This window comes from Streptomyces sp. MUM 2J (assembly GCF_022414535.1).
GTDB lineage: Bacteria > Actinomycetota > Actinomycetes > Streptomycetales > Streptomycetaceae > Streptomyces.
On sequence record NZ_JADWYM010000014.1, the window covers coordinates 50,515 to 76,144 of the forward strand.

The window sequence follows — 25,630 nt, forward strand, 5'->3', positions numbered from 1 at the left end:
CGCTCCGTGCGCCGGTTTTCAAAACGTCACAAAACCGGCCCGCTGGAACCGGAGTTGGGCCCCTGATTTGTCAGTGCCGTGCCGTAGAAATGAGGGGCACGGCGAGGTCCGCTCCGCGGACGGGAGGAGGTGGCTCGGTGAGCATTTCCGAGCCGTTGGACGATCCGTGGGCCGACAGTGGTCCCAGCGATCGTCTGCCCGCCTCCCGTCGGCGCGGTGACGGTGGCCGGGGCCGCGACGAGCAGCACGACCGGGGACGGGACAACGGTGCCTGGGAGGGCGCCGGGTCCACCTTCGAGCGCCTTCCGCCGCAGGACCTCGAAGCCGAGCAGTCGGTCCTCGGCGGCATGCTGCTGTCCAAGGACGCCATCGCCGACGTCGTCGAGATCCTCAAGGGACACGACTTCTACAAGCCCGCCCACGAGACGATCTTCCAGGCGATCCTCGACGTCTATGCCAAGGGCGAGCCGGCCGACCCCATCACGATCGCCGCCGAGCTGACCAAGCGTGGCGAGATCAACAAGGTCGGCGGCGCCTCCTACCTGCACACCCTCGTCCAGACGGTGCCGACGGCGGCCAACGCCGAGTACTACGCGGAGATCGTGCACGAGCGCGCGGTCCTGCGCCGCCTCGTCGAGGCCGGCACCCGCATCACGCAGATGGGCTACGCAGCCGACGACGACGTCGACGAGATCGTCAACCGGGCCCAAGCCGAGATCTACGCCGTCACCGAGCAGCGCACCAGCGAGGACTACCTGCCGCTCGGCGACATCATGGAGGGCGCCCTCGACGAGATCGAGGCGATCGGCTCGCGCAGCGGCGAGATGACCGGCGTGCCCACCGGATTCACCGACTTCGACTCCCTCACCAACGGACTGCACCCGGGCCAGATGATCGTCATCGCCGCGCGTCCCGCGATGGGCAAGTCGACGCTCGCACTGGACTTCGCGCGAGCCGCCTCGATCAAGAACAACCTGCCGAGTGTGATCTTCTCACTCGAAATGGGACGCAACGAGATCGCGATGCGCCTGCTCTCCGCCGAGGCCCGCGTCGCCCTGCACCACATGCGCTCGGGCACGATGACGGACGAGGACTGGACACGTCTGGCCCGCCGGATGCCGGACGTCTCGGCGGCCCCGCTGTACATCGACGACTCCCCGAACCTGTCGATGATGGAGATCCGTGCCAAGTGCCGCCGCCTCAAGCAGCGCAGCGACCTCCGACTCGTCGTCATCGACTACCTCCAGCTGATGCAGTCCGGTGGTTCCAAGCGCGCCGAGAGCCGGCAGCAGGAGGTCTCGGACATGTCCCGTAACCTCAAGCTGCTCGCCAAGGAGCTGGAGCTCCCGGTCATCGCGCTCTCACAGCTCAACCGCGGCCCCGAACAGCGCACCGACAAGAAGCCGATGGTCTCCGACCTGCGCGAGTCCGGTTCCATCGAGCAGGACGCCGACATGGTCATCCTGCTGCACCGCGAGGACGCCTACGAGAAGGAGTCGCCGCGTGCCGGTGAGGCCGACCTGATCGTCGCCAAGCACCGAAACGGCCCGACGGCCACGATCACCGTGGCCTTCCAGGGCCACTACTCCCGGTTCGTGGACATGGCCCAGACCTGATCCGCGGCTGTTGTAGGTCCGCGTTTCCGATGTCCCTTTCTCGTTGACGGTGGCCTCTGTCCGGCCCAAAGGACATTTCAGTGAGACGAATGCGTGCTGGTCGCCTCCCCGCTCCCAATCCGCCACCAGCGCCGGGCCCGCAGTCACCCTCCGGCCGCCGACCGACTCGGACGGCCACGGGGAGGGCTGCCGCCGAGGACCGCTCGGAGGGCTGCTGGACGGTGCCCCTGGTGTGGCCCGTATCGCTCGGGTGCTCATTCCGCTCAATCGCGTGAGTTCTGGCGAGAGGCTGCCGTTGGCTGCTTGGTGCGGCCACACTGAGAGCGTCGGCTTCGTGGCGACGACACCGGGGGAGACATGTGGGACAGGGCTTCGGCGCCGGGCGCGCGTGCGGACCGCCCAGCGGACCTTGTGGTGGACGTGCTGCTGGACTTCGCGCCCGACCCTGAGCTGGATCGGGAGGCGGCCGACCGGCTGGGGCGTCGACTACGCGCAGAAATAATCGAATTGGATGTCGAGTCGGTGCGGTGGGCGGAGGGTGGCCCCCCGCCCGACGGGGCGAAGGGCACGGACGCGCTCACCCTCGGAGCCGTCGTCGTGGCGCTGAGCGCGTCCGGAGGGGTGTTCACGTCGCTGATCGGCACCGTGCGCGACTGGCTGGGCAGATCCTCCGCCCGGCACCGCATCTCGGTGACCATCAACGGCGACACGCTCGAACTCGACCGGGCCTCGGATGCCGAGCGCCAGGCCCTGATCGACGCGTACGTCCGCCGCCACACCGGCGACCAGCGGTGAGCGGCCGTGGGACGCAGACTGGCGCTGCTGATCGCCACCTACGAGTACCAGGACAGCGCACTGCGGCAGTTGACGGCGCCGGCGCACGACACGGAGGCGCTGGGCGCGGTGCTGAGGGATCCGGCCATCGCGGGGTTCGAGGTCACTACTCTGGTCAACCAGCCGCTTCATCTCGTCGGTCAGGCCATCGGCGACTTCTACCGCGACCGGCGCCGCGACGACCTCACCCTTCTGTACTTTACGGGCCACGGACTCAAGGACGACAGCGGCCGGCTCTATCTCGCGATGACCAATACCCGGCACGACAGTCTGCTGTTCACCGCACTGTCCGCTGAGCAGATCGACCAGGCTCTGGAGGGCTGCGTGTCCCGCCAGAAGGTACTGATTCTCGACTGCTGCTACAGCGGGGCCTACTCGGCGGGCGGACGGATCTCCAAGGGCGACACCGCGGTGCACGCCTTGGAGCGTTTCCAAGGGCGTGGTCGTACGGTGCTGACCGCGTCGGACTCGACGCAGTACTCGTTCGAGGGCGGCCGGGCGCATGGCCAAGCTCCGCAGTCTGTGTTCACCCGCTATCTGGTGGAGGGCCTGCGCGACGGCAGTGCGGACCTCGACGGTGACGGCGACATCACCCTCGACGAGCTGTACGGCTACGTCCATGACCGGGTGGTTGAGGAGATACCCCAGCAGCGGCCCAAGAAGCAGGACAACGTCGAGGGCCGGATCGTCATCGCGCGGAACATCAACTGGCAACTCCCCCTCCATCTCCATAACGCCATCGGCAGCCCCATGGTCAGCGATCGTCTCGGTGCTCTCGATGGGCTCGCCCATCTGCACCGGATCGGGAACGAGGTGGTGCGGGCGGCCGTGATGGAGGTGATGCGGGGCCTTCAGGAGGACGACAGCAAGCAGGTCTCCGCCGCGGCGGCCGCACGGCTTCAGGCCCTTCTGCCTCAACAGCCCCCACCCGAACCGGCACCGACACCAGCCGCAGCACCCGCTCCGGCCCCCTTAGCGCGGGCGACACCGGCACCGACTCCGCGACCCGCCCCCGCACCCACGGCCGAGACCGCGCCACCCCGTTCCCGAGCCGCCACGCGCACCCCCGCGGCCGTGGGGCCTCCCGCCCCGCCGGCGCCGGTGGTACGGGCCACCACCCGTGCATCCCGCCCTGTCCGCCGGCCCCGCCGGGCCAAGACGCTCACCGTCGCTGTCGCCCTGGCCCTCGCCCTGACCGTCACCCTGGTGCTGGTCCTGGCGAAGGGCAACGGCGAGGGCTCGCAATCCAGCAGCGGGACGGTCGACACGCAAGTGATCGCCACCGCCACCGGGGCGGGCACTGAAGTGGAGTTCAGCCCGGACGGCAAGCTCATCGCCGTTGGCAGCGACGAAGGAATACGGCTGCTGCGGGCATCGGACGCCCAGACCGTCACCACGCTCGCGGGCCGAAACTACCCCGTGTTCAGCCCCGACGGATCGATCCTCGCCATGGGGGACATCCTGCACAGCGGCGACGGGGCCAACCTGACCGTGCGACTGCTGAATCTGGCCACCGGCAAGACCCTCGTCATCCACACCAAGCACTCGGGCAGCGTGCTGAAGGCGTTCAGCCCCAAGGGAGACCTCCTCGCCACCGCGATGGGGGTCGCTGGTCCCGACTACGACAACCCGGTCCGGCTCTGGAACACCACCACCGGCAAGCTCGTCGCCAGCCTCTCCGGCCACCGGAACGGGGTCCAGACCATGGCGTTCACATCTGACGGCAAGACCCTCGCCACCGGAGCAGCCGGGTCTCCCTGCACGGTGCGGCTGTGGGACATGACGACCAGGAAGACCAGGGCTGTCCTGCCCGCCGGCTGCGTCCTCGCTTTCAGCCCCCACGGCAAGACGCTGGCCACCAGCAGCGAGTTCGCCGCAGACCAGAAGGTGCACCTGTGGGACGTCGACACGGCGAAGGACCTCGCAGCCCTGTCCAAGGGCCGGCCCGTGGGATTCAGCGCGGACCGTGCGTTTCTGGCGATCCAGTCCGGCGAGGGCTCCGCGCAGCTCTGGAAGCTGTACGTCGACAAGGTTCCGCGGACCTTCACCGGTGTCAGTGCCCTGAGGTTCAGCACCGTGGGTGAGATCCTCGCCATCGTCTATGCCGACGGCACGGCTGAACTGAGAAATCTGGCAACGAGCGGATCGACCGTGCCCCTCACGGCCGACGCCGGCAGCAATGGAAAGATCCAGAGCGTGGCCTTCAGCCCGGACGGCAGGACGGCGGCCACCGCCAACGCGGACGGCACGGTACGAGTGTGGCGCCTGGGCGCCTTCTGACGCAGCCGTAGCAACGCCCTTGTCCGCACAGGTGGTGTGCCGCCACACAGGAATGTCGGGGCAGGCAGAGGCCGGACTCGAACCTACGGTCGATCCGTCGAGGACGCAGGACAAGACCGTCAGACGGACATGCCGTGTCCCTAGTATGAGACAGCGGACGAACCGCAGGTCAGCGTATCGGAACAGGACATTCCTAATGCGGCCCTACAGTTGTTGCAGGGCCTCGTTCTCCGTGTCGGATTCTCACGGTCGATGTCGGATGGATGTCGGTTACGACATCACCGTGAGACCAGCGCGTGGGCGCTGCTGCTCAGCGCCTCGTCTCGTACCTGGTCAGGACCACGCCGCCGGGAAACGTCCGCGTCTCCACCAGGTTCAGGTTCACCCAGCTGTCCAGCGTGGTGAAGAACGGCGTGCCGCCGCCCACCAGGACCGGATGGGCGACGATCGCGTACTCGTCGATCAGCCCGGCGCGCATGGCCGCTCCGGCGAGCGTTGCGCCGCCGATGTTCATCGGGGCGCCGTCCTCGGCCTTGAGCCGGGTGATCTCGGCGATCGCGTCTCCGGTGACCAGGCGGGCGTTCCAGTCGACCTTGTCGATCGTCGAGGAGAACACCACCTTCGGCGTGTCCCGCCAGTTCCGCGTGAACTCGATCTCCGCCGGGGTGGCGTTGGGCTGTTGGTCGCCGGTCGGCCAGTAGGAACTCATCGTCTCCCACAGTTTGCGCCCGTACAGCGACAGGCCACTCTCCTGCTCGTGGTCGAGCCACCACTGGAACAGCTCGTCGCTCGGCGGTCCGCTCCAGCCGATGTCGTCGCCGGCCGCGGCGATGTAGCCGTCCAGGGTCAGGTTCATGCCGTAGATCAGTTTTCGCATGGCCCAGCCTTCCGTCCGTGGGTGTCCGGCGTATGGACCAGCGCGGCGCGGGAAACTCATCGGTGCGCGGCCGGGGCTCGCCGGTAGTCCTCGTGCTCGGGGCCCCGCAGCCATCCGCCCGAATTCCGCCGCAAGGTCCTTGATCTCGTGCACACCTCATGCAGTCGGCATACCGCAGGGATCACGCGTCAGCCCCTGCCGACAACACGCTTTGAAGGTCAGTAGCGTAGGAGAAGAAGCACGGACTCACCTCAGAACTGCTTGTGCGGAGTGGGAAAGGCCACAATTCGGAGCAACTGACCCGGGAGGAGTTCGATGAGGTCCGGCGAGTGCGGGCCGCCCGCCGTCTCCGTCAGTCGTCGTACACGACGTTCAGACCGCAGTCGACCAGATAGTCGGAGTACCCGAACCGCTCACCGAGCGCCGTGAAGGCCTCGCAGCGGCGTTCGGGCACCTGCACCCCGTAGGCCTCTTCAGGGCGCGCAGGAACAGACGGTGTCCGAGGTCTGCACAGGCCTCGGACACCACCCGCTCCAGCGCGGCACGTCGGTGGCGTCGGCGATGCCCCACGCCTCCTGCTGCGCGGTGGTGCCGCGTTCGGCTGCCGCAGCGGCTGCCTTGGCGTGACCGTTGGCCGAAGCCACCAGTTCATCGGCCTTGCTCCGCGCGTCGGCGAGGTCGGTGTCTGCCCGCTCGTACAGCTCGGGTTCGGGCTTGAACTGGGAGTCGGGGTCCGCGACGAGCTCTTCCGCGACGACCTTCTGCCAGGTCAGGATCTGGTCGGCACGCCAGGCCCGCTGGATGGCCCGGACCATGTCGTCCGTGGCCGCGCGGGTCTCGGCTGCGGCGTCCGTCTCCGCCTGGATGATCGTGTTGCGTTGCTTGGCCTGGCCGGCGTGCTCCTGCTCCCACTCGGTGCTCGCGGCCATGACGGGACCGTTGAGGACCCGGTTGCCGTCCAGCGGGTTCTGCCAGCTGCACTCGGACCAGGCCTGCTTCAGGTTCTCCACCAGTACGCGGTACTCCGCGGAGTCCTTGGCGGGTGCCTTGGTCGGAAAGCCGCCGTAGCGCAGACAGGAGGCCACGTCGTGGGCGGTGGTGCCGCCGGAGTACCGCGTGTCGTAGACATCGCTGTCCGAGAACGAGGAGTCTGCGATGAAGTCGTTGGTGGCGTTCTTGCCCTTGTTCTCCTCGGTGATCTCCCGGGCCCGGGCGACCGCCCCGGGGCCGGCATTGGTGTGCCCGTCCCAACCGAGCTGCTGGGAGATCTCTTCTTGGGTGAACAGGGTGAACAGGGTGAACAGGGTGAACTGAAGAACCTCGGCGTCGAACTCCGGGATGTGCCAGTTCATCTCCTCGCTGTAGAACGCGTTGGAGGCATACGGCTTGTTTGCTTCTTCCAGCGCGGTCGACCTGGCACCGAGTCCGTTCCGGTAGTCGAACGAGGCCTCCCGGTCCTCGCTGTTGGCCTGCCCGATCGGGTACAGGCCCAGGTAAGTACCGGGACCGACGATGCTGTTGAGCTCCTCGGACGTGCCCGAGAGGCCCTCGACGGCCTTGGCCTTCATCTGATGACCAGACGCTGAGCCGGCCGGGTCGCGTGCCGCGCTCGCGCGGCGGTCCACCATCACAACACCCCCAGGGACAACGCCGGCTGCGGCAGCTGGAGTCCGTGGTCGGCCGGCCCCCCTGGTGCACAGCGCGCCGGGGCTGAGGGCATATGCGCTCGACGAGTGGGCCCGGGCGGGGTGGACTGTACGCATGACGACTTCTCAGCAGGGGCTGCTTCCGACCACGCGGCGTGCGCTGCTGCACCGGATCGCGGTGGCCCAGAGCGATGGGCGTACACCGTCACTCGCTGCCGCCGTCGTGCGGGGCGGACAGCGGGTGTGGGACGGCGCGCGGACATCGCTCGACGGGCAGGCTCCGGACGCGAACACGCAGTACCGCATCGGCTCGATCACCAAGACCTTCACCGCGGTACTCGCCCTGCGGCTGCGCGACGAGGGGCTGCTCGACCTCAACGACCCGCTGGAGAAGCATCTGCCGGGCACGGGCACGGGGGCGGGGGAGGCGACGATCGCCGATCTGCTCGCCCACACCGGCGGCCTGGCAGCTGAGGCGTCGACGGGGCCCTGGTGGGAGCGCAGCCCTGGCTCGTTGCGCCCGGAGCTGTCGGACGTGCTGGGCGACGAGCCCCACCGGCACCCGGTCGGGCGGCGGTTCCACTACTCGAACCCCGGTTACACCCTGCTCGGGGCCCTCGTCGAACAGCTTCGGGGTGCCCCGTGGGAGGACGTCCTTCAGCGAGAGGTGCTCCACCCGCTGGGCCTTGAGCGGACGGGCGTACGGCCTCGCGCACCGCACGTGGGCGGCTGGGCGGTGCACCCGTGGGCCGATGTGCTGTTGCCGGAGCCCGCGCAGGACTTCGGGCGGATGGAGCCGGCCGGACAACTCTGGTCGACCACCGGCGACCTGGCACGCTTCGCGACCTTCCTGGCCGAGGGGGACGACCGGGTACTGAGCGCGCGGAGCGTGCGGGAGATGCGGACGCCGGCTGCGCCTGCCGAGGCCGCAGATCTGGCGGACGGTGTCACCTACGGCCTCGGGATGCAGCTCCAGTACAAGGGCGGGCGTCTGCTCGCAGGGCACAGCGGATCCGTGCCGGGCTTCCTGGCGAACCTCAGCATCAGCGTGGCGGACGACGTCGCGGCGGTGGTGCTGGCCAACTGCACCTCCGGGCCCCAGGTGTCGGCCGTGGCCGGCGATCTCGTGCGCATCGTCGCCGAGGCCGAGCCCCGGATTCCCGAGCCGTGGCGTCCGTTGATGCACGTCGATCCGGCCGTGCTGGAGCTGGCAGGGCCGTGGTACTGGGGGACGAACGGGGTCGTCCTGCGTCCGAGGGCTGATGGCCTGCTGGCACTGGACCCCCTGTCCGGCAGCGGACGCCGTGCGCGGCTGCGGCCGAACGGCGACGGAACCTGGACCGGACTGGACGGCTACTTCGCCGGTGAGCTGCTGAGGGTGGTACGGCGGGCGGACGGGACGGTGGACCACCTGGACCTGGGCACGTTCGTCTTCACGCGCCGGCCCTACGAGGAGGGGGCAGCAGTGCCGGGCGGGGTGGATCCGGAGGGGTGGCGCGGCATCGGATAGGCGGTGCCGAGAGGCCACGGTCACCAAGGGGCTGTTTCACGTGGAACAGCCCCTTGGTGACCGTCAGAGTGGCAGCTTGAAGCCCGCATGCGACGCGGTGAACCCGAGGCGCTCGTAGAACCGGTGGGCATCTGTTCGGGACGCGTCCGAGGCCATCTGCACCAGCTGGCAGCCCTCGCGGCGGGATGTCTCCACGGCCCACTCGATCAGCCGGGCGCCGAGGCCACTGCCCCGTTCGCCGGCATGCACGCGGACGCCCTCGATGATCGACCGGGTGGACCCGCGCCGGGACAGCCCCGGGATGATCGTGAGCTGGAGGCTGCCGACGATGCGGTCGCTCCGTACGGCCACGATCACGTGCTGGAGCGGGTCGGTGCTGAGCCGTTCCAGTGCTGCCCGATAGGGCGCCAGGTTGTCCGGTGCTTCACGTTGGGCGCCGAGGGGGTCGTCCGCCAGCATCGCGACGACGGCCGGGAGGTCGTCCTCGGTGGCGGGCCGCATGTGCAGATCGCCGGTTCCGGGTCGTGGTGCAGGATCTCCCATGTGCCGCACCCTCTGGGCACCCTCCGGCCGGGCACCTCCAGCGAGGCACATGGCGCGCGCATGCGACCATGGCAGCCGGCCGTGCCCTCTCCTGCCCGCCGGTCAGACCGCGGCCACCGTCACCGGGGCGAATCTCCTGCGCCAGTCACCCGGAAGCTCCGTCCTGCCGAGACTCATCACATCGTTGAAGGCGACGGACGCCAGGCCGTGCTCCTTGACCCAGGCCAGCAGTTCCTCGTGCCGTACATCGATGTCGGTGCGCAGTGGACGGTCACTGCGGGCGGCCAGGGACGTCACGAGGGCCTTCGCGGTCTGCGTGTCACGGGCGATGAGCGGTCCTACGACGTGCGTGTGCATATTGGGCCAGACCGCCGCGTAGCCCGTGATCCGGCCGCACTCCTCGGCGACGTGCAGCCGGTCGGCGAAGGCGGGCAGCCGGGTGACGATGGGGGTCCGGTCGGTGCCCAGCACCTCCTCGTCGAGGCGGAGGATCGCAGTGAGGTCCTCGGCGGTCGCGGCTCGGGTGGTGACGCCCGAGCGGGTGCCCTCCATGTCGGTGCCGTGCGGGGAGAAGCGCCCGAGCACCATCTCCGTCCGGCCGATGACCTTGAACCCGAGCTCTTCGTAGAGCGGGCGGCCGTACGGGGTGGCGTGCAGGGTCATCGGCGTGGTGCCCATGTCGGCGAGGACGTGACGCATCATGCGGCGGCCGATGCCCTGGCGGGCATGCCGCTCGGCGACCAGCACCATCCCGATCGCCCCGAGGTCGGGCCGGTCCTCCGGACCGTAGCGTGTGACGACGCAGGCGCTGACGAGTCCGCCGTCCGGGTCGTCGATGCCGTAGCCCCGGCCGGCGGTGAGGAGGAAGCCCCACTTGTGCTCCTCGCGTAGCCACCCCCGGTTCTCCGACAGGTCGGCGCAGGCAGTCAGGTCGCGGAGGGTCAGACGACGGATGGGCAGAGCGGCGGGAAGAGCAGTCGGCACGCAGGTCAGGCTGTCCGACCGAAGACCCCCGCGTCCACTCGTTTCCCGAGGGACGGACGTGCTTTTGGCCACGCGATGACCCGCGCTGCTCCGTTGCCGTGCGGCACCCCTTCCATGCCGCCGCACGCCGGAACCGTCACCTGCTGCCCGCAGCACCGATCGGATCAGCCCAGGTCGGGGGCATGCATCGCGCGGACGCCCTCGATGTTTCCGTCGAGATAGTGCCGCAGCGACAGCGGTACGAGATGGACGGAGGCGATACCGACGCGGGTGAACGGCACCCGGACGATCTCGTACTCACCGGCGGGCTCGTCCATCTCCGGGCCGTGTCGGAGAGAGGGGTCCATGGAGGCCAGATGGCAGACGAAGAAGTGCTGGATCTTCACCCCCGTCGCGCCGCCGTCCGCTCCGATGTGCTCGACGGTGTCGACGAAGCAGGGCACGACGTCGGTGATCTTGGCGCCGAGTTCCTCGTACACCTCGCGGTGCAGGGCGTCGACGACGGTGGAGTCCTCGGGCTCGACCCCACCCCCGGGCGTCACCCAGTAGGGGTCCACACCGGGCTTGGTGCGCTTGATCAGGATGAGGTCGTCGCCGTCCAGCAGAACGGCACGCGCGGTGCGCTTGACCACGGGTCGGACGGTCATGGGAGAAATGTGGCCCGGCCAGTTCCACGTGAAACATCTGGGCACGTTCCACGTGAAACATCGCGAATGGTGACCGGGTGAATCCGCCGGGTGAGGGGGGTCATGACCAGTCGGCGGCCGCGTGCAGCAGCCAGTCATGGGCACGAGCGATGTGCGGCATCGCGAGGGTGCCGGTGCGCACCGCCAGGAAGTACGTGCGCAGCGGTGGCACCGCCGGCTCGTGCAGGGCCACGACGTCCCCGCGCTCCAGAGCGCCGGTACACAGATAGCGGGGTAGCACCGCAAGCCCGGCGCCCGCCGCGGCGCAGGCGAGGACGGCGCGCAGATCCGGGACGATGACGGTGCCCCACGCGGCAGGCCGGCTGTCGAAGACCGATCCCCAGTAGCGGGAGACGAACGGAAGCGACTCGTGCACCTCGACGACCGGGACGCTCTCCAGGAACGGTGCGTTCCTGGGAGGTTCCTTTCCGATGCCGAGCCGATCGGCCCAGCGTGGGGCGGCGACAAGCACATGTTCCTCGTCGCACAGCGGGGTCGCCGTGAGCAGTGTGCCCCGGGGCCGGGTGGAGCTGATGACCAGATCGTGGTGCCCGGCGGCCAGTCCCTCCAGGGTTTCCTCGGCGGTGCCGAAGGAGGTGCGCAGCGCGAGCCCCTGGCCTTCGACGCCGGTCAGTTCCGTGAGCACGGGCAGGGCCCGCTCGGCGGTGAACTCCAGTGGGCCGGCGAGATGCAGTGTGCCCAGGGCGGACTCGTCGTCGAGGCCGGTCTCGGTGATCTCCACCAGGGCGTCCAGATGCGGGGCCGCCTTGTGGGCGAGTTCGTCACCGATGGTCGTCGGGGTCACTCCGCGGGCCTGCCGCAGGAACAGGGGGCGGCCGAGCTGCCGTTCCAGGGCGCGGATCTGTGCGGTGACCGCCGGCTGCGAGAGACCGAGCAGGGCCGCTGCACGGGTGAAGGAGCCGGCCCGATGCACGGTCACGAAAGTGCGCAGCAAGGCCAGATCCATGCCGCACCCTCCCTTGTCCCCACGCCCGTTCCCGCAGCCCCCCGGCCCTGCTCAACTATAAATAAGTCGATAGGTCTCTGTCGCTACCGTGATTGGACACTGACACCCGGTCAACTAGCCTTGTTCGCGCGGTTCTTCGCGCGCAGAACCGCGGACGGTCCGAGCCACGAGGGGGGAGGCTCGGACCGTCCGATCTGCGTAGCCGGACTCTGCCGGCCGTCTGCCGAGCGGTCAGCGCGCCGCTTCCCGGAGCGCGTGCAGCACATCCGCCACCAGGTCCTCGGGATCCTCAGCGCCGACCGACATGCGGATGAAGCCCTCCGGCACGGCGTCCCCTCCCCAGCGCCCACGCCGTTCGGCCGTGGAACGCACTCCCCCGAAACTCGTGGCGTCGTCGACGAGCCGCAGCGCGTCGAGGAAGCGGTCGGCATGCGCGCGCGAGGGCAGCACGAACGAGATCACGCAGCCGTAGCGCCGCATCTGCTGTGAGGCGATCCTGTGCGAGGGGTCGTCAGGAAGTCCCGGATAGCGCAGCCCGGTCACCTCCGGCTGCTCCCGCAGGGCCTCGGCCACCTTCAGAGCCGTGGCGTTCTGCCGGTCGACCCGCAACTGGAGCGTGGCGATCGAGCGGTGGGCGAGCCAGGCCTCCATGGGGCCAGGGATGGCACCGACGATCTTGCGCCAGCGGCGTACGGCGCCCATGGCCGCGGCATCCCGCCCGACGACGTATCCCAGCAGGACGTCGCCGTGGCCGGTGAGCTGCTTGGTCCCACTGGCCACGGCGAAGTCGGCCCCCAGCTCCAGCGGACGCTGCCCGAGCGGTGTCGCCAGAGTGTTGTCGACGGCGACGAGGGCACCGCCCGCGTGGGCCGCCCCGACCAGCCGTCGTACGTCGCACACGTCCAGCCCGGGGTTCGACGGCGACTCGATCCACAGCAGCTTCGCGCCGTCCAGGACCTTCAGTTGTGCGTCACCCCCGGTCGGCGCGGTACGCACCTCGACGCCGTAGGCCTCCAGCTGGGCGCGCACCAGAGGCAGCACCTGGTACCCGTCGCTGGGCAGCACGACCGCGTCCCCGGCCCGCAACCGGGAGAAGAGCACGGCCGAGATGGCGGCCATGCCGGAGGCGAAGACCAGCGTCTCGGCTCCCTCTGCGCCGGGTGCCTCCAGATCGCCGATGGCCCGCTCCAGCAACGTCCAGGTCGGGTTCTCGTCCCTGCCGTAGGTGTACGGGCCCGTCGGGTCTCCCGGAAGGTGGAAGTGGGCGGCGAAGGCCGGGCCGGGGAGCGTGGGCTCATGCTTGACCGGCTCGGGCAGTCCGGCACGCACCGCGCGCGTGCCCTCCCCGGTGCCGCCTCCCCCTCCCCGTGCTGCGTTGCTCATACCGTCCGCCCTTCCACGTGCGCACGTACTGCGGCGAGCAGACCGTCGCTCGCTGCCTCCACCATCTCAAGGCACTCCTCGAAGCCTTCCGGGCCCCCGTAGTAGGGGTCGGGCACCTCCAGGTCGCCGGCCGCGGGATCGTATGACCGCAGCAGGCGTACCTTGGCGGCGTCCTCCTCGGTGGGGGCCAGGCGGCGCAGGGCCTTCAGATGGCCGGAGTCCAGGGCGATCACCAAATCGAGGTGGGAGAACCACGACGACCGGAACCGGCGGGCGGTGTGGGCGGTGCCGTAGCCGGCCTCGTCGAGGACGGCCACGGTGCGCGGGTCGGCGCCGTCGCCCTCGTGCCAGCCACCGGTGCCGGCGCTGTCGGCCTCGACCAGGCCGCCGAGCCCGGCCTCCGCCACACGCGCGCGGAAGACGGACTCGGCCATCGGGGAGCGGCAGATGTTGCCGGTGCAGACGAAGCAGACGCGGTAGGCCATGGAGTTCAGTCCCCGTCGGGCAGGATGACGTTGAGCGCCCAGGAGACGACCGAGATGATCAGTCCGCCCACGACGGCGGTCCAGAAGCCGTCCACCTGGAAGCTCAGGCCGAGCTGATCGCAGGCCCAGGACGTCAACAGCAGCATCAGGGCGTTGACGATGAGCGTGAACAGCCCGAGCGTCAGGATGAACAAGGGGAAGGTCAGCACCTTCACAATCGGCTTGACCACGGAGTTGACCAGGCCGAAGACCAGGGCGACGAGGAGAAGCGTGCCTATCTTCCTGCCTGTGCTGTCACCGGTCAGGGTGATCTTGTCGAGCAGCCATACGGCGACGGCCAGGGCCCCCGCGTTCGCGATCGTCTTGACTACAAAATTCTTCATGTGTCTGATCGTGGCAGACGGAATCGGCCATGAGCAGATGTGAGTACGGAGACGAGGGCGGACAACGGCGATGAAGGCATTCCGGTTGGACGAGCTGGAGGCGGAGCGCGCCGCCAACGACGGTGCCTACCTCCAGTTCCTGCGGGAGCGGAACATGTCGGTCGGTCTGTACGCGCTCGATGCCGGTGAGCACGACCCGCAGAAGCCGCACCGGCAGGACGAGGTGTACTTCGTCGTCAGCGGCCGTGCCGCGCTCACCGTCGGCACGGAGACCACCCAGGTGGCGCGGGGCAGCGTGGTCTACGTGCCGGCCGGAGCCAGCCACCGGTTCCACCACATCAGCGAGGATCTGAGGGTGCTCGTGGTGTTCTCTCCGCCCGAGAGCTGAGCGGGCGCCTCCGGGTTCCCTAGGGGATCGGTCAGGGGGAGACAAGGGGTGCGAGACCCCCGCGAGCCCCTGCCCGCGCCCTAGCATCGAGGCAGGACAACAAGAACACCCGGCGAACACCGGGTTCGGCGGCCCGGCACAGAAGCGGGCGGAAAGGTAGAGGCGAGGACAATGCGGGAGATCTTCGCGGGACTGCCGTGGTGGGTGAAGTGGGTCGCGGTGCCCGTCATCGCCCTGGTCGTGTTCGGCAGCGTCATAGCGACCGTCGTCGGCTTCGTGATCGGCCTGCTGTTCAAGCTGCTGATCTTCGTGGCGCTGGTCGGCGGACTGGTCTACATCGTGAGGAAGTTCACCTCTGGTTCGTCCTCGCGCGGCGACTGGTGAGGGGCGCGGGTGACCGCTGATCGCCGGGAGAAGCGCCGGTTCCCTCGGGCGGGGGAAGTTTTCCGGACAGGACATCTGCGGGGTGTGGCCGACGGTTAAAGTCCGGAACCCGACGCGGGGGCGCCCCCTCGCTCGGTGTTCGCCTCCGCACCCGTGTTCCCCCGGCACGGGCTCCCCCCTCGCGTATCGGGAGTGATCCTTGGCCACGGTCGGCACCGCACCCACGGAACGGCACGCACCCCCCGCACAGCCGCGTGCCTCCGCGCCGCCGCGGCAGCCGCCCGGGCCCCCGGACGTCACGGCGCAGCCGCACGCCCCGACGACCCTGATCAGCTCCGTACAGCGCGCGATGCGCCTGCTGGAGGCCGTCGCCGGGCACGAGCACGGCGCCACGGCCAAGCACCTGGCCCGTGAGACCCGTCTCGCTCTGCCCACGGCCTACCACCTGCTGCGCACCCTGGTGCACGAGGGCTATCTGCGGCGCGACAAGGGGTTGTTCTTCCTGGGCGAGGCCGCCTGGCGGCTGAGTAGCGGGGCAGCGGCGCAGAAACGTCGCAGCACCATCGCCGAGGCGCTGGCACACTGGCGCGATTCGATCGGTGTGCCCGTGTATTACGCCCTGTATCGGGAGGGCGAGATCGAGGTCATGTGCGTCTCCGACACCCCCGGCAATCCGGCGGTCGAGGAGTGGGCCGACTTCCGCGAGACCGGCCATGCGCACGCCATCGGACAGTGTCTGCTCTCCCAGCTCGACCAGGACGCCCGCCGCGACCACCTCGACCGCTACCCCGTGCAGGCCATCACCCCGTACACGGTGTCCGACCACGGCACGCTGCTACGGCGCCTGGACCGGATGCGGCGGATGGAACCCGTGATCGAGCGGCAGGAGTACGCGCTGGGAACCGTGTGCGCGGCGATTCCGATCACCGTGGGCACCACGGCCGCGACGATGGCCATCTCGCTGCCTCACGACCAGGCCGACCGGCTGCTCCCCGCCGTCCGCAAGCTCCAGGACGAGGCCGGCCGGCTGCTCGGCACCATCGCGGTCTCTATCAGCATCTGAAAACTTACTCCTTGTGATCCACCGTGTACTTTCAGCAAGATGCCACCAGTGTCAAGGGATTCATCCCAGCCAGTCGACGGCAAATGACGGGGTAGGCGATGCGCGAGTCCGCACAGGCAGTACACGCAGAGGTCATGATGAGCTTCCTGGTGTCCGAGGAGCTCTCCTTCCGCATCCCGGTGGAGTTGCGCTACGAGACCGGTGATCCCTATGCCGTGCAGCTGACCTTCCATCTGCCCGGTGATTCCCCGGTGACCTGGGTGTTCGGCCGTGAGTTGCTGATCGACGGGCTGGGCCGGCCCTGTGGGGAGGGCGATGTGCGGGTCTCTCCGGTGGAACCGGACACCCTGGGTGAAGTACTGATCAGACTCCAGGTCGGCAGCGACCAGGCGGTGTTCCGCGCCTCCTCGGTGCCGCTCGTCGCCTTCCTCGACCGCACCGACAAGCTGGTGCCGCTGGGGCAGGAGGGCTCCCTGGCCGACTTCGACGCCCATCTCGACGAGGCCCTGGGCCGCATCCTGGCCGAGGAGCAGAGCGCGGGCTGAGCCGGCGGTGCGGGCGGCGGAAGGCTTCCCTTCGGGAGGAGGGGCGCAGGAACGCTTCTTCAGCGGGCCGGGCCCACCTCGATCAGCGCTTCCGCCGCCGCCCCCGCCCGCCGCGCACCGCTGTCCCGTTCGTCACCTTGTCCGGGGCCGGTGACCCCGGACGGTCCGCCGAGACCACCAGCGCCGCCAGCGCCGTGGTGACCGGGACCGAGGCGACCAGGCCGATGGAACCGATCAGCGTACGGACGATCTCCTCGGCGACCAGCTCGCTGTTGGCGACCGCCCCCACGCTGCTCTGCGCGATGGAGAAGAGCAGCAGCAGCGGCAGCGCCGCGCCCGCATAGGCCAGAACCAGTGTGTTGACGACGGACGCGATGTGGTCCCGCCCGATGCGGATGCCGGCGCGGTACAAACCGCGCCAGCCCATTGACGGGTTCGCCTCGTGCAGTTCCCAGACCGCCGAGGTCTGCGTGACCGTCACATCGTCGAGCACACCCAGCGAGCCGATGATGACTCCGGCGAGCAGGAGACCGCTCATGTCGATCGACGGATACAAGCCGTGGATCAGACCGGTGTTGTCGTCGGTGTTGCCGGTGAGTGCCGCCCAGCCGATGAACAGTGAGCCGAGGACGCCGATCAGCAGCAGGGAGACGAGCGTGCCGAGCACAGCCACCGAGGTCCGGGCCGACAGGCCGTGACACAGGTAGAGCGCGATCAGCATGATCGCGCTGGCGCCGACGACCGCCACGAGCAGTGGGTTCGAGCCCTGCAGGATCGCCGGCAGGATGAAGAAGTTCAGCACAAGGAAGCTGATGGCCAGCGCGACCAGAGCCATCACGCCCCTCAGCCGCCCGACCAGTACAACGGCGAGCGCGAAGATTCCGGCGAGCAGCGCCAGCGGGAAGCGGCGGTTGACGTCGGCCACCGAGTACTGCAGTTCCCTAGGGGCGGAGGGCTCGTAGGCGACCACGACCTCCTCGCCCCGGTGGAGCTGGCGGGACTGGTCCGGTTGCACGATCTCGGTGAACGTACGGCCCCGGTCCTCGCCCGAGTCGACGCGGATCGTCGCCTTCTTGCAGGTGCCGGCCGCACGCTCCTGGGCGGATGACCCTCCGGCCGCGGAGGTGCTTCCGGCCTGGGCGCCCCCCGAGGCATGGACGGACGTGCAGCTCACGTCGACGACCTCGGTGACCGTTGCCTGCTGCGTCTGCCGGTCGAAGCCGACGCCCGTACGCGCGTGCGCCGGCGCACCGCCGGGCCACAGCACGGCGAGCCCGACCACCACGGCAGCGGCGAACGGGATGAGAACGGCCGCGATGACCTTGCGCAGGTGCCGGGAGACGGGCGCTGCCGGGCCATGATGGTGGCTGTGACCGTGCGAGTGGCCGTGTCCACCTTCGGGTCCGGGATCCGGGCGATACGGGGGCTGGTGTGTCGTGGTCACCGACCGATCATCGCAACAACGAGGGGGGCCCTCTGTTCACCGCGCCCGAATTGACGCTAGCGTGGAGGCACCTTTGCACACGCGGGAGCTCGGAGCACCGGGCTGAGAGGGCGCTGACCTTCGTCTTTGCGGTGTTTCACGTGGAACGTCACGTCACCCTGTGATGTTTCACGCGAAACCTGGAAGACGGTGACCGCTGCGTCGACCGCCGAACCTGTTACCGGGTAATGCCGGCGTAGGGAGTAGGTCTCATGACCAACAAGGACGCACGCACGCCTGCCTCCGCGCAGATCCAGGCCGACGGATCTGCCGACGCACCGTTGAACGGGGAGGCCGGGACGTCCATCGGCTGGCACAAGGCGTACGTCGAGGGAGCACGCCCCGACCTGCGGGTGCCGGTCCGTCAGGTGCATCTCACCAACGGGAATTCGGTCACGTTGTACGACACATCCGGCCCGTACACCGATCCACTCGTCGACACGGATGTCCGCAGGGGGCTGCTACCGCTGCGGGAGAACTGGATCATTGCTCGCGGCGACACCGAGGAGTACGCGGGACGTCCCGTCCGCCCTGAGGACGACGGCGTCAAGCACACCTCGCCGCGTGGAGGCCTGCGGAATCTCGACGCGGTCTTCCCCGGCCGTCCGCGCCAGCCGCGCCGTGGCCGTGAGGGCGCGGCCGTGACGCAACTCGCGTATGCGCGACGAGGTGAGATCACGCCCGAGATGGAGTTCGTCGCGATCCGGGAGAACGTCTCCCCCGAGGTCGTCCGCGAGGAGATCGCGGCAGGCCGGGCCGTGCTGCCCGCCAACGTCAACCACCCGGAGATCGAGCCGATGATCATCGGCAAGCGGTTCCTGGTGAAGGTCAACGCCAACATCGGCAACTCCGCCGTGACCTCCTCCATCGAGGAGGAGGTCGAGAAGATGACCTGGGCGACCCGTTGGGGCGCCGACACGGTCATGGACCTGTCCACCGGCCGGAACATCCACACCACCCGCGAGTGGGTGCTGCGCAACTCACCCGTCCCCATCGGCACCGTGCCCCTCTACCAGGCGCTGGAGAAGGTCGACGGCAAGGCCGAGGAGCTGACCTGGGAGATCTACAAGGACACGGTCATCGAGCAGGCCGAGCAGGGCGTGGACTACATGACCGTCCACGCCGGGGTGCGCCTGGCGCACGTGCCGCTCACGGCCAACCGCAAGACCGGCATCGTCTCGCGCGGCGGCTCGATCATGGCTGCCTGGTGCCTGGCACACCACAAGGAATCGTTCCTCTACGAGAACTTCGAGGAACTCTGCGAGATCCTCGCCACCTACGACGTCACCTACTCCCTCGGTGACGGCCTCCGGCCCGGTTCGATCGCCGACGCCAACGACGAGGCCCAGTTCGCGGAGCTGAGGACACTCGGGGAACTCAACCGCGTCGCCAGGCGTTTTGAGGTGCAGACGATGATCGAGGGCCCGGGCCACGTCCCGATGCACAAGATCAAGGAGAACATCGACCTTCAGCAGGAGATCTGCGATGAAGCGCCGTTCTATACGCTCGGCCCGCTGACGACGGACGTCGCGCCGGCGTACGACCACATCACATCCGGTATCGGCGCTGCCATGATCGCCTGGTGGGGCACGGCCATGCTCTGCTACGTCACGCCCAAGGAGCACCTGGGCCTGCCCAACCGCGACGACGTCAAGACCGGCGTCATCACCTACAAGATCGCCGCTCACGCAGCCGATCTCGCCAAGGGGCATCCCGGGGCGCAGGAATGGGACGACGCGCTCTCCGACGCCCGCTTCGAGTTCCGGTGGGAGGACCAGTTCAATCTGGCCCTCGATCCCGACACGGCGCGGGAGTTCCACGACGAGACGCTGCCGGCCGAGCCCGCCAAGACCGCCCACTTCTGCTCGATGTGCGGGCCGAAGTTCTGCAGCATGAAGATCTCCCAGGACATCCGCCGCGAGCACGGCTCCAGCCGGGCCGACATCGAGGACGGCATGGCGCAGAAGTCCAGGGAGTTCGCCGCCGCGGGCAACCGCGTGTATCTGCCGATCGCCGACTGACGGCAGGTCGGAAGGTGGCGTGCCGGGGCACGGGCGGCCACGAGGCCGGCCGGGTCCCCATCGGGCACGCCCCCCCGCACCGCTCACGCGGCTGCCGGTGTCGTACGACCCGGTCAGTCGCGTGCGGGGCGGCTGCCCGATCGGCCTGCACCACCGCTGGGCGGAGGAGCGGGCCGACGGGCTATTCCGGCTGGTGTTCCGGGCCCCCGAAATCCGGACTGCTGAAGTCGGGGCTGGTGAAGCTCGGACGCGGTCCCGTGGAGCCGTCCTCGGGACTGCTGAATCCCGGACGGTCGTAGCCCAGGCGCGGCATGCGCCCGGTCGGCGCCGACGGCGCCGCGCGATGCACGGCGGCCGCGGTGCCGGGGTCGGCGAGGGCCTCGCGCAGGAACGGCAGGATTCCCCGTTCCAGGAGGGACTCGCACCAGGCCTCCTTGGCCCGGGCCACCTCCTCGTTCAGCTCGCCGTAGGGTCCGGACGCGCGGGAGGGCCGGTTACGCAGGGCGGTGACCAGCAGTCCGACCGTGGCGACGAGGATCGAGGCCGCGGTCAGGGCGCCGAACACCCACCCTGCGGTGAGCATGGTCCGGGCGAAGGCCGGCGCGGGGTCGAGCATCCTCAGGGTGTAGCCCACGAGCAGGAAGATCGCCGCCGCGGTTCCGGCGAGGACCGGGGCGAGGACGGCGACGACGGCCACCGCGCCCGCGCCGGCGGTCTCGGCGGCCTCTCCTGTGGTGGTGGCGAGGCCCACCGCGCCGGTGCCCGGCTCCGCCGCCTGGGAAGCGCGGCCGGAGGTGCTGGGGGCGGAGGGTGCCGGACGACGTACTTCCTCGCGGATCTTCACGTAGTGCTGGTACTCGGTCGCGGCCGCCGCGGTGATGAGTGCGGTGGCGTTCAGCGCCATGGTGCGCAGTTGTTCGGGGTTGAGCCGCTGTCCGACAGCGGCCAGCTCCGGTCGGTTCGGTGCGGAGCGCAGCGCCTCATCGAGGAGCCGCTCGTACTCCTGGCGGTCCTCGCTGAGCAGGTGCTGCGGAACGCTGTTCATGTGCATCCCCCGATGCTCCGTAGGGCTTGGGGCTCGCATGACGAACGAGCCGTCGGGCAGAAACGGAGGGGAGCCTGCTACGGATAAGCCGATGGTAGAGCCGTCATGCCACAGGGTGACAGGGGGTTTCCACAAATTCGCCTCTGGCCTGCGCCGTTCGCCGACGGCCGACCGGGGGCGGGGCCCTGCGAACGGTCAGATGTCCAGGGGAAGTTGCTGGACGAGCAGCTTTCCGGCCATGGTCACGCCACCGTCCATCGCGATGGCGAGGCCGTCGGCGTAGACGTGCGGGCCCGCGACGACCGGGCCGGAGTCGTCCTCGCCGTCCTCGGACCCGACCTCGCCCAGCAGGTACGGGATGGGGCTGTGGCCGTGCACGATGCGGGTGCCGCCGTAGGTGTCGAGCAGCGAGCGCACGGCGTCGGCGCCGCCCTCGTCCCGGAAGGAGAAACGCCTGGTGAACTTGCGGAACAGGTCCCAGACCTCGTCGGCGTCGTTGCGGGTGAGGGCCTCGTGGACGGTGTCGTTGACCTCCTCGATCGAGGAGCCGTAGTCGAGGTACGCGGTGGTGTCCGAGTGGACCAGGAGGTGGTCCTCGACCTCGGTGAGTGCGTCGAGGCGGGCCATCCACTGCAGGTGGTGGTCCTGGAGCCGGTCCATGTCGCTCTTCTGGCCGCCGTTGAGCAGCCAGGCCGCCTGGAAGGTGGCGGTGCCCGCGCCGGAGTTGACGGGTGTGTCGCCGAACCGCTTGGCGCCCAGCAGCAGCAGCTCGTGGTTGCCCATGAGGGCCTTGCAGTAGCCGCCGGCGGCAGCGGCCTCGGCGGACAGCCGCATCACGAGGTCGATGACGCCGATGCCGTCGGGGCCGCGGTCGGTGAAGTCGCCGAGGAACCACAGCCGGGCGGCGCCCGCGCACCACTGACCTGAGGCGTCGATCAGTCCGCTCTCCTGCAGCGCGGCCACCAGTTCGTCGAGGTATCCGTGTACGTCGCCGACGACGTACAGGGGACCGGGACCGGCGGCGGACTGCGGTGCCGGTGCGGCCGGCGCCGGCTCGACGGGCACCTGGAGTGTGTCACCGCGGTTGATGACGGGCAGGTCGCGCTGGGTGGGGGTGTATCCCTCCGGGGTGTCGGCGGGGTCCCCGGCATCGTCGGGAGGGGTGCTGTGGGCATACGGACCGGTCTCGTGGACGTACGCGGGCACCCGAAAGTCGCGCAACGTCGCCGTCCGCTCCGTTTCGGGTCCCTGACCGGCCCCCTGAGTCATCGACCCCTCCACCATCGCGCCGCAGCTGCACCGCTTCGGACTGCCTGGTCGCAGCGGCCCGCGGTGTCGTGGGCCCATCATAGGAATGCGGATCGTGCCGTGTGATGACCCAGGGGTGGTGAATCGGAGCAAGACTCCAGTTCATCGCGGCTTTCGCCCCGTTTGGGAAGGGCTTTCCCCGCCGGTGAGGACGGGATGCCGCACCCGGGCCCGACACGACGGCCGCCGGAACCGGCCCGCGGCCCGGAAGGCCCGTCCGGACGGTGGCCGGATCAGGCCGGACGTCCCTGCCCGGGCCGGCCCCGGGCAGGGACGGTGACCGGAGTGTTCCGGCGGCGCCGTTCCGGGTCGTCCCGGCCCTGCCGCTCGGTCCACGCGGCCCGGCCGGGACCGTCTCCTGCCGTGCGCCCCGCCCCCTGGGGCAGCGGGCCTACCCCTTCTCGGGGGTACGGGGCGGGCTGACCGTCGTGCGGGGCGGGCGGCGCTGGGACGAGGTGCGGATGATCAGCTCCGTCGGTATCACCTGCTCGACCGGCTGGTCCGACTCCAGGCCCTCGATGGCGTCGATGAGCAGTTGGACCACGGCCGTGCCGATGCGCCGCGGCTTCAGCGACAGCGTCGTGATGGGCGGCTCGGTGTTGGCGTACACGGCGGACTCGCTGCAGCAGACCAGCAGCAGGTCCTCGGGCACGCGCAGTCCGTAGCGGCGGGCGGCGGAGAGCAGGTCGGTGCCGTTGGGGTCGAACAGGCCGTAGACGGCGTCGGGCCGGTCGGGCCGGGCGAGCAGTCGGTCGGCGGCGACGGCGCCCGCGCAGGGGTCGTGCGCCGGGTAGGCCTCGTACACCGGGTCCTGGCCGACGCGCTCGCACCAGCGCAGGTAGGCGGTGGTCGACAAGTGGGTGTAGGTGTCCGTCGTGGTCCCGGTCAGCAGGCCGATGCGGCGGGCGCCGGCATCGGCCAGGTGGTCGAGGATGCCGAGGACGGCTGCCTCGTGGTCGTTGTCGACCCAGGCGGTGACCGGGAGCGCGCCGGCGGGGCGTCCGTCGGAGACGACCGGCAGACCTTGGCGGACCAGTTCGCTGACGACCGGGTCGTGGTCGGAGGGGTCGATGACGACGGTGCCGTCGAGTGCGACGTTCGACCACACATCGTGACGGGAGGTGGCGGGCAGGATCACGAGGGCGTAGCCGCGGGCGAGCGCGGCCGAGGTGGCGGCACGTGCCATTTCGGCGAAGTACGCGAATTCGGTGAAGGTGAAAGGTTCATCCCCGTATGTCGTCACGGTCAGTCCGATGAGGCCCGACTTGCCGGTACGGAGGGTGCGGGCGGCGGCCGAGGGACGGTAGCCCAGCCGGTCGGCGACCTCGCGGACGTGGCGTCGGGTGGCGTCGGGGAGCCGGCCCTTGCCGTTCAGGGCATCGGAGACTGTTGTGATGGAGACTCCGGCGGCGGCGGCCACGTCCCTGATGCCCGCTCTGCCCGGCCGGCTGCCTCGGCGTGAGGTTTCCGCCCGGCTCACCTGGTGCTTCCCTGCTGCTGTCATGGCGAGCCGATAGTAGGGCTCATGCGGTGGGGTAGGGCGGACGCATATGCACTCGCCGACAGGTACGTTTCTGCAAGGTTATGGTCCGTCAGAACCCTTTGAAATAAAGGTAGTTAACCCTTCCTGGGTGCGGACATGTCCTCTTGACGCGCATGAGCCTGCCAAGTCTGCGATGTTGCGAAGAGGTCTCAACTCACCTGCACGAGGGATGCGCGCCACGGCGTGAGCTACCGGCGCATAGATATATGTGTGGCGCGCCCCCCGATGGGCACGCCCTCGTACGCGTTCATGCGGTGATGCTCGTGATGTACATGAGGTGAGAGGGGTTTGCCTCGCACCTGTTCGCAGGCGGGCCGAATCCTCATAAGGTAAGCAGTATTGGATGCCGGCGGCAGTGACGGGTCGCCGGGGGTCGCTAGGAGGACTGCGGTGAGTGAGACGAGCCCGAAGCTGCGCGCCGAGCTGGCGGGGATCCCCACCTACAAGCCGGGCAAACCGGCCGCGGCCGGCGGCCCGGTGGCATACAAGCTGTCCTCGAACGAGAACCCCTATCCGCCACTGCCCGGGGTGATGGAGAGCGTGACGGCGGCGGCCTCGTCGTTCAACCGCTACCCCGACATGGGGTGCACGGGGCTGATGAACGAGCTGTCGGAACGCTTCGGCGTGCCGCTCTCCCACCTGTCCACCGGCACCGGCTCGGTCGGTGTCGCCCAACAGCTGATCCAGGCAACGTCCGGCCCCGGCGACGAGGTCATGTACGCCTGGCGGTCGTTCGAGGCATACCCGATCATCACGCAGATCAGCGGTGCGCGGTCGGTGCAGGTGCCGTTGACGAGCGGAGACGTGCACGACCTGGAGGCGATGGCGGACGCCATCACCGACCGGACGCGGCTGATCTTCGTCTGCAACCCCAACAACCCCACCGGCACCGTGGTGAAGCGGGCGGAGCTGGAGCGCTTCCTCAACCGGGTGCCCGGCGATGTACTGGTCGTGCTGGACGAGGCGTACCGCGAGTTCATCCGGGACCCCGAGGTGCCCGACGGCGTGGAGCTGTACCGGGACCGGCCGAACGTCTGCGTGCTGCGTACGTTCTCCAAGGCGTACGGTTTGGCGGGCCTGCGGGTCGGCTTCGCCATCGCCCATGAGCCGGTGGCGGCGGCGCTGCGCAAGACGGCGGTGCCCTTCGGCGTGAGCCAGCTGGCGCAGGAGGCGGCGGTCGCCTCGCTGCGCGCGGAGGACGAGCTGCTCGGGCGGGTCGGCTCCCTGGTGTGCGAGCGCACGCGCGTGGTCGACGCCCTGCGCGCGCAGGGCTGGACCGTGCCTGACACACAGGCCAACTTCGTGTGGCTGCGGCTGGGAGAGGCCACGGTTCCCTTCGCTCAGACGTGTGAGCAGGCCGGGGTCGTCGTCCGGCCGTTCGCCGGCGAGGGCGTGCGCGTGACGGTCGGGGAGTGCGAGGCGAACGACATCTTCCTCAAGGCTGCGGAGGGCTTCCGCAAGCAGATGTAGCGCGGTCCTCACCGGCCGCTGGCGACGGGCTCCACTCCTCGGGGGTGGGGCCCGTCCGTCGTGTACGGGTCCACACGTACGGGGACGCCGTCGCGCACCGGCACCGAGGTGCGGGGCCTCCATCCAGTGTGCCGAGGACGTTGCAAGGGCCTGTGGGGCAGCATCCGTCGCCCCGTGAGCCCGACG

23 protein-coding genes and 1 riboswitch are annotated in these 25,630 nt (G+C 69.4%); of the genes, 10 read left to right on the plus strand and 13 right to left on the minus strand.

Going from position 1 to position 25,630, the window contains the following annotated elements; translation table 11 throughout:
* Positions 1 to 137: 137 nt before the first annotated feature.
* The 3 genes from dnaB to I3F54_RS14715 all read left to right on the plus strand — a co-directional run bounded on the left by dnaB (position 138) and on the right by I3F54_RS14715 (position 4,730).
* Complete coding sequence (gene dnaB, locus I3F54_RS14705; protein WP_240119185.1) at positions 138 to 1,616, plus strand: replicative DNA helicase; 1,479 nt, start codon at positions 138 to 140, stop codon at positions 1,614 to 1,616.
* Positions 1,617 to 2,030: 414 nt separating this feature from the next.
* Entirely contained in the window at positions 2,031 to 2,411 is a 381-nt protein-coding gene (locus tag I3F54_RS14710) for a hypothetical protein (RefSeq protein WP_240119186.1), read from the plus strand.
* A 6-nt stretch (positions 2,412 to 2,417) separates the two neighbouring features.
* On the plus strand, positions 2,418 to 4,730 hold the full coding sequence (locus tag I3F54_RS14715) for a caspase family protein (protein WP_240119187.1): 2,313 nt from the start codon (positions 2,418 to 2,420) through the stop codon (positions 4,728 to 4,730).
* A gap of 310 nt (positions 4,731 to 5,040) precedes the next feature.
* Here I3F54_RS14715 and I3F54_RS14720 read toward each other — a convergent pair whose 3' ends face one another.
* Both I3F54_RS14720 and I3F54_RS14725 read right to left on the minus strand, forming a co-directional pair.
* On the minus strand, positions 5,041 to 5,607 hold the full coding sequence (locus I3F54_RS14720; RefSeq protein WP_240119188.1) for a dihydrofolate reductase family protein: 567 nt from the start codon (positions 5,605 to 5,607) through the stop codon (positions 5,041 to 5,043).
* 473 nt (positions 5,608 to 6,080) lie between these two features.
* Positions 6,081 to 7,175: a hypothetical protein gene (locus tag I3F54_RS14725; protein WP_240119189.1), complete on the minus strand. Its 1,095-nt coding sequence runs from the start codon at positions 7,173 to 7,175 to the stop codon at positions 6,081 to 6,083.
* A gap of 193 nt (positions 7,176 to 7,368) precedes the next feature.
* Between I3F54_RS14725 and I3F54_RS14730 the strand changes: the two genes are divergently transcribed.
* A complete protein-coding gene (locus I3F54_RS14730; protein WP_240119190.1) occupies positions 7,369 to 8,763 on the plus strand; it encodes a serine hydrolase in 1,395 nt (464 codons plus the stop codon).
* A 63-nt stretch (positions 8,764 to 8,826) separates the two neighbouring features.
* Here the strand turns inward: I3F54_RS14730 and I3F54_RS14735 are convergent, their stop codons facing one another.
* The 7 genes from I3F54_RS14735 to I3F54_RS14765 form a co-directional block, all read right to left on the minus strand.
* Positions 8,827 to 9,306, minus strand: a complete 480-nt coding sequence (locus tag I3F54_RS14735) for a GNAT family N-acetyltransferase (protein WP_240119191.1) — start codon at positions 9,304 to 9,306, stop codon at positions 8,827 to 8,829.
* Between the two features lie 102 nt (positions 9,307 to 9,408).
* Positions 9,409 to 10,290, minus strand: coding sequence for a GNAT family N-acetyltransferase (locus tag I3F54_RS14740; protein ID WP_240119192.1), 882 nt, complete (start codon positions 10,288 to 10,290; stop codon positions 9,409 to 9,411).
* Between the two features lie 164 nt (positions 10,291 to 10,454).
* Entirely contained in the window at positions 10,455 to 10,937 is a 483-nt protein-coding gene (locus I3F54_RS14745) for an NUDIX domain-containing protein (RefSeq protein ID WP_240119193.1), read from the minus strand.
* 100 nt (positions 10,938 to 11,037) lie between these two features.
* Positions 11,038 to 11,943, minus strand: a complete 906-nt coding sequence (locus tag I3F54_RS14750; RefSeq protein WP_240119194.1) for a LysR family transcriptional regulator — start codon at positions 11,941 to 11,943, stop codon at positions 11,038 to 11,040.
* Between the two features lie 231 nt (positions 11,944 to 12,174).
* Complete coding sequence (locus I3F54_RS14755) at positions 12,175 to 13,326, minus strand: cystathionine gamma-lyase (RefSeq protein WP_240119195.1); 1,152 nt, start codon at positions 13,324 to 13,326, stop codon at positions 12,175 to 12,177.
* Positions 13,323 to 13,811 (minus strand): low molecular weight protein-tyrosine-phosphatase, encoded by a 489-nt coding sequence (locus tag I3F54_RS14760; protein ID WP_240119196.1) that lies wholly within the window; start codon positions 13,809 to 13,811, stop codon positions 13,323 to 13,325. The genes I3F54_RS14755 and I3F54_RS14760 overlap by 4 nt, the downstream gene beginning before the upstream one ends.
* Before the next feature lie 5 nt (positions 13,812 to 13,816).
* Positions 13,817 to 14,194, minus strand: a complete 378-nt coding sequence (locus tag I3F54_RS14765; RefSeq protein ID WP_240119197.1) for a phage holin family protein — start codon at positions 14,192 to 14,194, stop codon at positions 13,817 to 13,819.
* A 70-nt stretch (positions 14,195 to 14,264) separates the two neighbouring features.
* Here I3F54_RS14765 and I3F54_RS14770 point away from each other — a divergent pair, with 70 nt between their 5' ends.
* From I3F54_RS14770 to I3F54_RS14785, 4 genes are all read left to right on the plus strand, one after another.
* Positions 14,265 to 14,582 carry a cupin domain-containing protein gene (locus tag I3F54_RS14770; protein ID WP_240119198.1) on the plus strand — a complete coding sequence of 106 codons (318 nt, stop codon included), beginning with the start codon at positions 14,265 to 14,267 and terminating at the stop codon, positions 14,580 to 14,582.
* 171 nt (positions 14,583 to 14,753) lie between these two features.
* The gene (locus tag I3F54_RS14775; protein WP_240119199.1) at positions 14,754 to 14,966 is read left to right on the plus strand and encodes a DUF5326 family protein; all 213 of its coding nucleotides are present in this window, start codon (positions 14,754 to 14,756) and stop codon (positions 14,964 to 14,966) included.
* 199 nt (positions 14,967 to 15,165) lie between these two features.
* Positions 15,166 to 16,029, plus strand: coding sequence for an IclR family transcriptional regulator (locus I3F54_RS14780; protein WP_240119200.1), 864 nt, complete (start codon positions 15,166 to 15,168; stop codon positions 16,027 to 16,029).
* Positions 16,030 to 16,127: 98 nt separating this feature from the next.
* Complete coding sequence (locus I3F54_RS14785) at positions 16,128 to 16,574, plus strand: SsgA family sporulation/cell division regulator (RefSeq protein WP_240119201.1); 447 nt, start codon at positions 16,128 to 16,130, stop codon at positions 16,572 to 16,574.
* Between the two features lie 82 nt (positions 16,575 to 16,656).
* On the opposite strand, the gene I3F54_RS14790 is transcribed toward I3F54_RS14785, so the two are convergent.
* Positions 16,657 to 18,018, minus strand: coding sequence for a YibE/F family protein (locus tag I3F54_RS14790; RefSeq protein WP_240119202.1), 1,362 nt, complete (start codon positions 18,016 to 18,018; stop codon positions 16,657 to 16,659).
* 71 nt (positions 18,019 to 18,089) lie between these two features.
* Positions 18,090 to 18,277: riboswitch (TPP riboswitch) on the plus strand.
* Here I3F54_RS14790 and thiC point away from each other — a divergent pair.
* The gene (thiC, locus tag I3F54_RS14795; protein ID WP_240119203.1) at positions 18,270 to 20,078 is read left to right on the plus strand and encodes a phosphomethylpyrimidine synthase ThiC; all 1,809 of its coding nucleotides are present in this window, start codon (positions 18,270 to 18,272) and stop codon (positions 20,076 to 20,078) included. (Overlaps the previous riboswitch by 8 nt.)
* 181 nt (positions 20,079 to 20,259) lie before the next feature.
* Here the strand turns inward: thiC and I3F54_RS14800 are convergent, their stop codons facing one another.
* The 3 genes from I3F54_RS14800 to I3F54_RS14810 form a co-directional block, all read right to left on the minus strand.
* Positions 20,260 to 21,129, minus strand: coding sequence for a hypothetical protein (locus I3F54_RS14800; protein ID WP_240119204.1), 870 nt, complete (start codon positions 21,127 to 21,129; stop codon positions 20,260 to 20,262).
* Positions 21,130 to 21,318: 189 nt separating this feature from the next.
* Complete coding sequence (locus I3F54_RS14805) at positions 21,319 to 22,407, minus strand: metallophosphoesterase (protein WP_275676182.1); 1,089 nt, start codon at positions 22,405 to 22,407, stop codon at positions 21,319 to 21,321.
* Positions 22,408 to 22,822: 415 nt separating this feature from the next.
* Positions 22,823 to 23,935, minus strand: coding sequence for a LacI family DNA-binding transcriptional regulator (locus tag I3F54_RS14810; protein WP_240119206.1), 1,113 nt, complete (start codon positions 23,933 to 23,935; stop codon positions 22,823 to 22,825).
* A gap of 429 nt (positions 23,936 to 24,364) precedes the next feature.
* Between I3F54_RS14810 and hisC the strand changes: the two genes are divergently transcribed.
* Positions 24,365 to 25,444: a histidinol-phosphate transaminase gene (gene hisC / locus I3F54_RS14815; RefSeq protein ID WP_240119207.1), complete on the plus strand. Its 1,080-nt coding sequence runs from the start codon at positions 24,365 to 24,367 to the stop codon at positions 25,442 to 25,444.
* The last annotated feature ends 186 nt before the right edge of the window (positions 25,445 to 25,630 follow it).